The organism is Mesorhizobium sp. M8A.F.Ca.ET.021.01.1.1 (genome assembly GCF_003998025.1).
GTDB lineage: Bacteria > Pseudomonadota > Alphaproteobacteria > Rhizobiales > Rhizobiaceae > Mesorhizobium.
Window position 1 is genome coordinate 1 of the sequence record NZ_RZSJ01000308.1, and the last position, 7,001, is coordinate 7,001.

A 7,001-nucleotide genomic window follows, 5' to 3' on the forward strand; every position below is an offset into this window, starting at 1 on the left:
GCGCTGATGCCCATCAGCACGAGCGGCGTCCAGGACGTTGCGGACAAGAAGGAGCCGGCCCAGGCCGCCAGCGCCAGCGCGCCGATCAGCACGAGATGACAGAAGATGGTGGCGGATCGCGTCCAGCCCTGATCGCCGGCGCGGCCGAACAAAGGCGTGACCACCGCACCGCCGGCGCCGACCAAAGCGAACAGCGCGATACCGCGCTGGCCAAGGCCGAAGGGTGGCTGCGCGAGGCGCAGGGCGACCGCCGTCCAGAACAGGCTGAACGCCGCCATCACCAGCGCCGCCGTCAGCGCGCGGCGCCGCAGCACCGGCTCCTCGCGCAGCAGATGGAACAGTGAAGCGATCAGCTTGCCATAAGACGATTTCGCCACCGGCCGCCGGCGCGGCAGCGTGAAGGCAAGGACGATGGCGAGTAGCGTCAGGGCGGCGGCGCTGAGACCGTAGAAGGCGCGCCACCCCCAGGTGTCGGCGACGAGGCTGGCCAGCGGCCGCGCCAACAGGATGCCGATCATCAGCCCGCTCATCACGTCGCCGATCACGCGGCCGGCCTCGCCGGGCGGGGCCATCGAGGCGGCGATCGGCACGAGAATCTGGATCGCCGAACAGGCGGCGCCGAGCACGAACAGGACGATCAGCAGCGAGGCGATGGTGGGCGCCAGCGCCGCCACGCCGGCCGCCAATGCCGCCGCGACCAGCATGCGCAGGATCAGGGTGCGGTTCTCGGCGAGATCGGCCATCGGCACCAGGAAGAACAGGCCGGCGGCATAGCCGAGCAGCGTCACCATGGCGACAAGGCCAACGCTCGCGGCGCCAGCGCCGAGCGACGGGCCGATCAGCCCGACAAGTGTCTGCGGCGCGAACAGATTGGTGACGATGATGCCGGTGGAGGCGGCAAACAGCAGCGTCTGCGGGCCGGTGATGGTTTGAACCGGAAGCCGGCCGGCTGTTTGGCCGTCATTGGTATCGAGCATGAAGTCCTCAATGAAGCTGCATATCGTGCAAGGACTTTATGCCAAAGCTTCATCATGCTACAATTCAATCAATTCGATAATGATTATGCGAGGTGCGCATGAACATCCATGATCTCGAAGCCTTCGTCGCCGTTGTGGAAACCGGCTCGATCGTCGGCGCCTCGGCCAGGCTCAACCTCACCCAGCCGGGTGTCACGCGCCGCATCCAGAACCTCGAGGACGGGCTGGCGACAGCACTTCTCGACCGCCAGTCGAAGCCGCTGAAGCCGACCGCCTCCGGACGCGAGGCCTATGAGCATGGCCGCCGCGTGCTGCGCTCGTTGGAGGATCTGAAGGCCGGCGTCTCGCCGCAAGGCGAGGTCAAGGGCGAGTTCCGGCTGGGCATCATGCCTTATCTCTCGGATGCAGCACTTGCGCTGCCGCTCGACAGCCTGCGCGCCGCCTTTCCGCAACTGACGCTGCGCATCAGTTCGGGCTGGTCGCCAAGGCTGGTGGAGCAGGTGGCGCGCAGCGAGCTCGACGCGGTGGCGGTGTGCCTTGCCGAAGGCCTGGCGCCGCCGGACGAACTGGTCTGCGACGATCTCGGTGCGCAATCGGTGCTGCTGGTCGCGTCCCCCAGCCTTGGCGTGCCGAAACCGGCGAAGCTCGCCGACCTGTCGCGCTTCGCCTGGGTGATGAACGAAAACGGCTGCGGTTTTCGCGCCTTCATCAAGCAGAGTTTCGAGGCCGCGAGGCTGCCGTTCCAGGTCGGGGTGGAGGCGCTCAGCGTCGACCTCAGAATGTCGCTGGTGGCGCGCGGCCACGGCATCGGCATCGTCACCCCGGGCGCTTTCGCCGACAGCCGCTGGCGCGACGCGGTGGAGGTGATCGACTGTCCCGACTTCAAGCCGCAAGTGCGCGCCTGGCTGCTGCACCGTCCGCCAGCCGGGCGGCTGGCGCGTCCGATCGCGCTGTTCCGCGACGCACTGATCGACGGGCTGAAGGTGCCGATGCCGCTGGTGTCGTAGGTGCGCGGGACGTTGAATTTCGCCAGAATTTCTCGAATCCGATCAAGCTGCTGCGCGGAATTGCTCAAGTGCCGATTCCGGGTTCAAACGGTTATGGCTCTTGAGAATCCCTTTGCCTTCGGCAACATGGCTGCCATGGCCGAGGCACGAAAATGAACAAGCCGATTTCCGCCGCACCGCGCAAACCCGCGCGCAAGTCACCGATGGCGCTGACCGAGGCGCTGGTGGCGCGCACCATGCGCGTTGTCGAGGATGCCGGGCCGACGCCGGGCATGGTCTATATGACTGACCAGGATTATGCGCGGTTTCGCGACGAGATCCTGGCCTCGGCACCGGCCGGGCCGCTGAAACTGTTCGCCTATGGCTCGCTGCTTTGGAAGCCGGCCGGCGAGGTGAGGGGCGGCGAACGGGCGGTGGCGCGGGGCTGGCATCGATCGTTCTGCTTCACCGTACAGCGCTTTCGCGGCACGCTCGAGCGGCCCGGCCTGATGATGGCGCTCGACCGCGGCGGCCAATGCCAGGGCATGGTGTTCGAGATCGCCGAGCCGGTAGCCGAAAATCTGGAGGCGCTGCTGCGCCGCGAAATGACCATCCTGCCCGCCGTCAACGTGCCGCGCTGGCTGCGGGTGAGGACCGAAGGCGGGATGAGCCGGGCGCTCGGCTTCGTCGTCGATCCCGCCAATTCGCGCTACGCCGGCAAACTGGACAAGCCAGCGGTCGCCGCAACGCTGGCGAGCGCCGTCGGCCATTGGGGCTCGGGCGCGCAATATCTGTTCGAGACGATCCGCCACCTCGACGCCTGCGGCATACGCGACCGCAACCTGTGGCAGCTGCAGGAGCTGGTGGCGCAGGAGATCGGGCGGGTGCATGCGGCCGGCTAGTGGTTTTGCACGAAACCAGACGCCGCGTTGACCGATCGCCTGCCTTGGTGATTGGCGGATCCGCCCACCGCTTCGTCATCCACGGGCGGAGCAAGGAGCGAAGCGACGCGGCGCAGACCCTGGAGCTGCTTCGCAGCCCAAGGGATCCATGCCGTGGCACATAAGCGCCGCCACGATGCTGAATTCTGCTCCGCTGCACCCTCGATCAAGGTCGCGGCATGGATCCCAGGGTCTCCGCGACGGAGCTTCGCTCCTGCTTCGCCCTGGGATGACGAAGTTTGGGGGCTTCGGCTAACCGCCTACCCAATCTTCCCGCTTGACGAACATATATCTCTGTGGTTATACGTCAACCAATAGCCAACGGGTTATCGATCTCGTATGCCGGACGCTCATGACATGATCTTCAGGACGCTCGCCGACCCGACAAGGCGGGCGATCTTCGAACGGCTGTGCCAGCAGGGAGAGCAGACGGTCGGGGCGCTGACCAGCCAGTCCGGCGTCTCGCAGCCGGCGGTGTCGAAGCATCTGGGCGTGCTCAAGCAGGCGGGGCTGGTGCGCGACCGCCATGAAGGCCGCCAGACGCATTACAGCGCGCAGCTTGCCGCGCTGGCGCCGCTGATGGACTGGACGCGTGAGATGGCCGGGTTCTGGGAAAGCCGGTTCGACGACCTCGAGGATTTACTCAAAAGGATGGACCAGTGAACGATAGTGCCCAGGAGACCCGCACTGTCGTCGTCGAGCGGCAGATTTCCCATCCGCCTGAAAAACTTTGGCGCGCGCTGACGCAGCCGCATCTGATGGAGGAATGGCTGATGAAGAACGATTTCAGTCCGGTCGTCGGCCATCGCTTCAACATCAGCGCCGATTGGGGCGGCGTGCTGGACTGCGAGGTGCTTGCCGTCGAGCCGCACAGGACGCTGTCCTACACCTGGAACCTGGCGCACCAGGATCCGGCCTTCGATCTCAGGAGCGTGGTGACTTTCACGCTTACTCCGACGCCAACGGGAACCCATCTGCGCATGGAGCAGGCCGGTTTCCGGCCCGACCAGAGACGGGCCTATGGCGGCGCCAAAACCGGTTGGCCGCAATTCCTGGAGAAGCTGGAAGAGCTTCTGGCCCGCACGGACTGAGAGTTCCCGGCCAGGCTGAAAGCCACACAGCACTGTCAAAGGGCGGTTCCGCGCCAGCAAAACCCATGGAGAAATGCGATGAAGATCAAACTGACCAGCATCTATGTCGACGATCAGGAAAAGGCGCTCGCCTTCTACACCGGTGTGCTCGGCTTCACCAAGAAGGCCGATTTCAGCAATGGGCCGTTCCGCTGGCTGACGGTCGTCTCGGCCGAAGAGCTGGACGGGACCGAATTGCAGCTGGCGCTGAACGACAACCCGGCGGCCAAAACCTACCAGCAGGCGATCTTCAAGCAGGGCCAGCCGGCGCTGATGCTGTTCACCGACGACATCAAGGGCGATCATGAGCGCATCAAGGCGAATGGCGGTGCCTTCGCCATGGCGCCGACCGCGGTGACCGGCTCAACCATCGCGCAGGTGAACGATGGCTGCGGCAATCTCATCCAGATCACGGAACTGGCGCGCTGGTAAGGCGCCGGGTTTCAACGAATAGTGCAAGAGGAGGCAGAATTGGACTGGAGCAAATGGATACGGCAGGCGCATCGCTGGCTGTCGATGATTTTCACGATCACCGTCGCCGCGAACTTCGCCACCATGGCGTTCGGGCAGCCGCCCGCCTGGGTGGTCTATTCGCCGCTTCCGCCGCTCTTCCTTTTGCTGTTCAGCGGCCTCTATATGTTCGTGCTGCCCTATGTCGCGAAAGCGCGCGTCGCGCAACGTGCCAACGGATAGGAACGGATGGGGAAATCGACAAAACCAGCCGCCAAGGCTGAGCCGAAGCTGCTTTCCGGCGGCAACCCGCGGATCGCCAAGGGCCATGGCGATGCGCCGGTGCAGGCCTATATCGCGGCCATGCCGGGCTGGAAGCGCGAGGTCGGCCAACGCCTCGATGCGCTCATCGAACGCGCCGTGCCCGGCGTGCGGAAGGCGGTCAAATGGAACTCGCCGCTCTATGGCGTCGAAGGCGAGGGCTGGTTCCTCGGCATCCATTGCTTCACGCAATACATCAAGGTGGCTTTCTTTCGCGGCCTAGCGCTGGACCCGGTGCCGCCTGGCGCGTCCAAGAGCGGGGATACGCGCTATCTCGACATCCGCGAGGACGACGCGTTCGACGAGGCGCGGTTCAGCGCCTGGGCGAAGCAGGCCAGCCAATTGCCTGGCGAGCGCATGTAAGCGCTCTATTTGTCAGTTCGAAGGAGAAACATCATGACGACCACGGAAGCGCAGGCGAGCAAATCTCCCTCCGAACTGATCGACGGCAGGATCAAGGAATTGGGCGACTGGCGCGGCGAGATGCTCGCCAGGTTGCGCACGCTGATTCATCAAGCCGATCCCGACGTGGCCGAGACGTGGAAATGGCGCGGCGTGCCGGTGTGGGAGGATGCCGGCATGATCTGCACGGGCGAGACCTACAAGGCCGTCGTCAAGCTGACCTTCGCCAAGGGTGCGGCGCTGCCCGATCCGGCGCGGCTGTTCAACTCCAGTCTCGAAGGCAATACGCGCCGCGCCATCGACTTCCAGCAAGGCGAAGAGGTGGACGAGGAGGCCTTCAAGGCGCTGGTGCGCGCCGCCGTTGCTTTGAACAAGTCGAAGGCGCGAAGGTAGTCTGCCGCGTGATAGTCATAGCGCGTGACGGTCAAAGCTGTAGTGGTTTGGTCGCCGCGAGCGATCGGCCCCGTTTACGATCTGGGAAGCTTGATGGTGCTAGATAGCGCCGGATGATGGCTGGCCAGCCGGGCCGGCCGGGTTTGGATTCGCCGCCATGAACAGCAGCCCTATGCGCATGCCGTGGGTGGACACGGCCAAAGGCCTCTCGATCATCCTCGTGGTCATGATGTACTCGGCCTACAACACCGGCGAGTACACGGGCGGGGTGGGCTTTCTCCACTATGTCATCGGCTTCGCGACGCCGTTTCGCATGCCCGAATTCTTCCTGATCTCCGGACTTTTCCTGTCGCAGGTGATCGACCGGCCATGGCGGCGCTATGTCGACCGGCGCGTCGTCCATTACCTCTATTTCTACGTACTGTGGGCGATTATCTCGATCGGCCTGAAGATCGGCATCTTCAGCAGGGACCCCGCCGGCATGCTGCACGACCTCGCAATGGCCGTCGTGCAGCCCTATGGCGTCCTGTGGTTCATCTACATGCTGGCCGTGTTCGGCCTTGCCGCGAAACTGCTGCGGCAGTTTGCGGTCCCTGCCTGGATCGTCATCCCGATCGCCGCCTGCCTGCAGATGTGGGCGCCGCATCCCGATAGCTACGCGGTCGAACAATTCGCGGCCTATTTCGTCTTTTTCTACGTCGGCTTCGTCATGGCGCCGCTGGTGTTCAGGCTCGTCGAATGGACGCGGGCCCGCCCGGCGCTGGCCGTCGCCGGGCTGCTCCTGTGGGCTGTTGTCAACGGCCTGCTGGTCTATTCGCCGGGTTATGCCATGCAGCCGGTCGGCATGCGGATGGGCCTCGCGGCATGGCCGCCGCTGCATCTCACCTTGGCGGTCGCCGGCGCGGTGGCGCTGTGCGTGCTTGGCGGTTTCCTGTCGAAATTCCCGGCCATGGAATGGCTGCGCTGGCTGGGCGAGCACTCACTGGTCGTCTATGTCGCCTTAACCATCCCGATGTCGCTGTTTCGCGGCGCGGCACTCGCAAGCGGCCTCCTGACCGACACCGGCATGCTCAGCCTGGCGGTGCTGCTGGTGTCGATCATCAGCCCGGTGATCCTCTACTTCATCGTCCAGCGCATCGGTTTCGGCATGTTCCTGGTCGAGCGGCCAGCCTGGGCGCATGTCGACGACGGCAGCGCCGCGCAAGCTGCGTCGAAAACACCGCTGCCTGCCGCCGCCACCCAGTCAAGCCGGACATAACAAAGCCGCAAGAGGCCCTGCCGCCAACCTCAGCCGTCCCGCAGCCACACCAGCATCTCGCCGGGCTCGCGGTTATCCCAGGCGAAATAGGGGATGGCGGTCAGGCGCGTCTCGACCTTGGCCGGCGGTTCGGAGCGATAGAG

General features: G+C 64.9%; 11 protein-coding genes. 9 read left to right on the forward strand and 2 right to left on the reverse strand.

Annotated features, from left to right (window positions below; translation table 11 throughout):
- A partial coding sequence (locus tag EOA36_RS21815; protein ID WP_145969251.1) for an MFS transporter occupies window positions 1-977 on the reverse strand: 977 nt, incomplete at its 3' end.
- Window positions 978-1,075: 98 nt separating this feature from the next.
- Here EOA36_RS21815 and EOA36_RS21820 point away from each other — a divergent pair.
- From EOA36_RS21820 to EOA36_RS21860, 9 genes are all read left to right on the forward strand, one after another.
- Window positions 1,076-1,984, forward strand: a complete 909-nt coding sequence (locus tag EOA36_RS21820) for a LysR family transcriptional regulator (protein ID WP_127279379.1) — start codon at window positions 1,076-1,078, stop codon at window positions 1,982-1,984.
- Window positions 1,985-2,136: 152 nt separating this feature from the next.
- On the forward strand, window positions 2,137-2,865 hold the full coding sequence (locus EOA36_RS21825) for a gamma-glutamylcyclotransferase (RefSeq protein ID WP_127279380.1): 729 nt from the start codon (window positions 2,137-2,139) through the stop codon (window positions 2,863-2,865).
- Window positions 2,866-3,243: 378 nt separating this feature from the next.
- On the forward strand, window positions 3,244-3,567 hold the full coding sequence (locus EOA36_RS21830; RefSeq protein WP_127279381.1) for a metalloregulator ArsR/SmtB family transcription factor: 324 nt from the start codon (window positions 3,244-3,246) through the stop codon (window positions 3,565-3,567).
- Window positions 3,564-3,995, forward strand: a complete 432-nt coding sequence (locus EOA36_RS21835; RefSeq protein WP_127279382.1) for an SRPBCC domain-containing protein — start codon at window positions 3,564-3,566, stop codon at window positions 3,993-3,995. The genes EOA36_RS21830 and EOA36_RS21835 overlap by 4 nt, the downstream gene beginning before the upstream one ends.
- Window positions 3,996-4,073: 78 nt before the next feature.
- On the forward strand, window positions 4,074-4,466 hold the full coding sequence (locus EOA36_RS21840) for a VOC family protein (protein WP_127279383.1): 393 nt from the start codon (window positions 4,074-4,076) through the stop codon (window positions 4,464-4,466).
- 39 nt (window positions 4,467-4,505) lie between these two features.
- Window positions 4,506-4,727, forward strand: a complete 222-nt coding sequence (locus tag EOA36_RS21845) for a hypothetical protein (RefSeq protein WP_127279384.1) — start codon at window positions 4,506-4,508, stop codon at window positions 4,725-4,727.
- A 6-nt stretch (window positions 4,728-4,733) separates the two neighbouring features.
- Complete coding sequence (locus EOA36_RS21850; RefSeq protein WP_127279385.1) at window positions 4,734-5,168, forward strand: DUF1801 domain-containing protein; 435 nt, start codon at window positions 4,734-4,736, stop codon at window positions 5,166-5,168.
- Between the two features lie 33 nt (window positions 5,169-5,201).
- Window positions 5,202-5,600 carry a DUF1801 domain-containing protein gene (locus EOA36_RS21855; RefSeq protein ID WP_127279386.1) on the forward strand — a complete coding sequence of 133 codons (399 nt, stop codon included), beginning with the start codon at window positions 5,202-5,204 and terminating at the stop codon, window positions 5,598-5,600.
- Window positions 5,601-5,757: 157 nt separating this feature from the next.
- Window positions 5,758-6,858: an acyltransferase family protein gene (locus EOA36_RS21860; protein WP_127279387.1), complete on the forward strand. Its 1,101-nt coding sequence runs from the start codon at window positions 5,758-5,760 to the stop codon at window positions 6,856-6,858.
- Window positions 6,859-6,887: 29 nt separating this feature from the next.
- Here EOA36_RS21860 and EOA36_RS38940 read toward each other — a convergent pair.
- Window positions 6,888-7,001: hypothetical protein (locus tag EOA36_RS38940; protein ID WP_348629817.1), on the reverse strand; the 114-nt coding region annotated here is incomplete at its 5' end.

Bases quoted from the DNA above. Each gene is read 5' to 3' on its own strand.
- EOA36_RS21825 (WP_127279380.1), top strand. From the start codon at position 2,137: ATGAACAAGCCGATTTCCGCCGCACCGCGCAAACCCGCGCGCAAGTCA.
- EOA36_RS21830 (WP_127279381.1), top strand. From the start codon at position 3,244: ATGCCGGACGCTCATGACATGATCTTCAGGACGCTCGCCGACCCGACA.
- EOA36_RS21820 (WP_127279379.1), top strand. From the start codon at position 1,076: ATGAACATCCATGATCTCGAAGCCTTCGTCGCCGTTGTGGAAACCGGC.
- EOA36_RS21855 (WP_127279386.1), top strand. From the start codon at position 5,202: ATGACGACCACGGAAGCGCAGGCGAGCAAATCTCCCTCCGAACTGATC.
- EOA36_RS21840 (WP_127279383.1), top strand. From the start codon at position 4,074: ATGAAGATCAAACTGACCAGCATCTATGTCGACGATCAGGAAAAGGCG.
- EOA36_RS21860 (WP_127279387.1), top strand. From the start codon at position 5,758: ATGAACAGCAGCCCTATGCGCATGCCGTGGGTGGACACGGCCAAAGGC.
- EOA36_RS21850 (WP_127279385.1), top strand. From the start codon at position 4,734: ATGGGGAAATCGACAAAACCAGCCGCCAAGGCTGAGCCGAAGCTGCTT.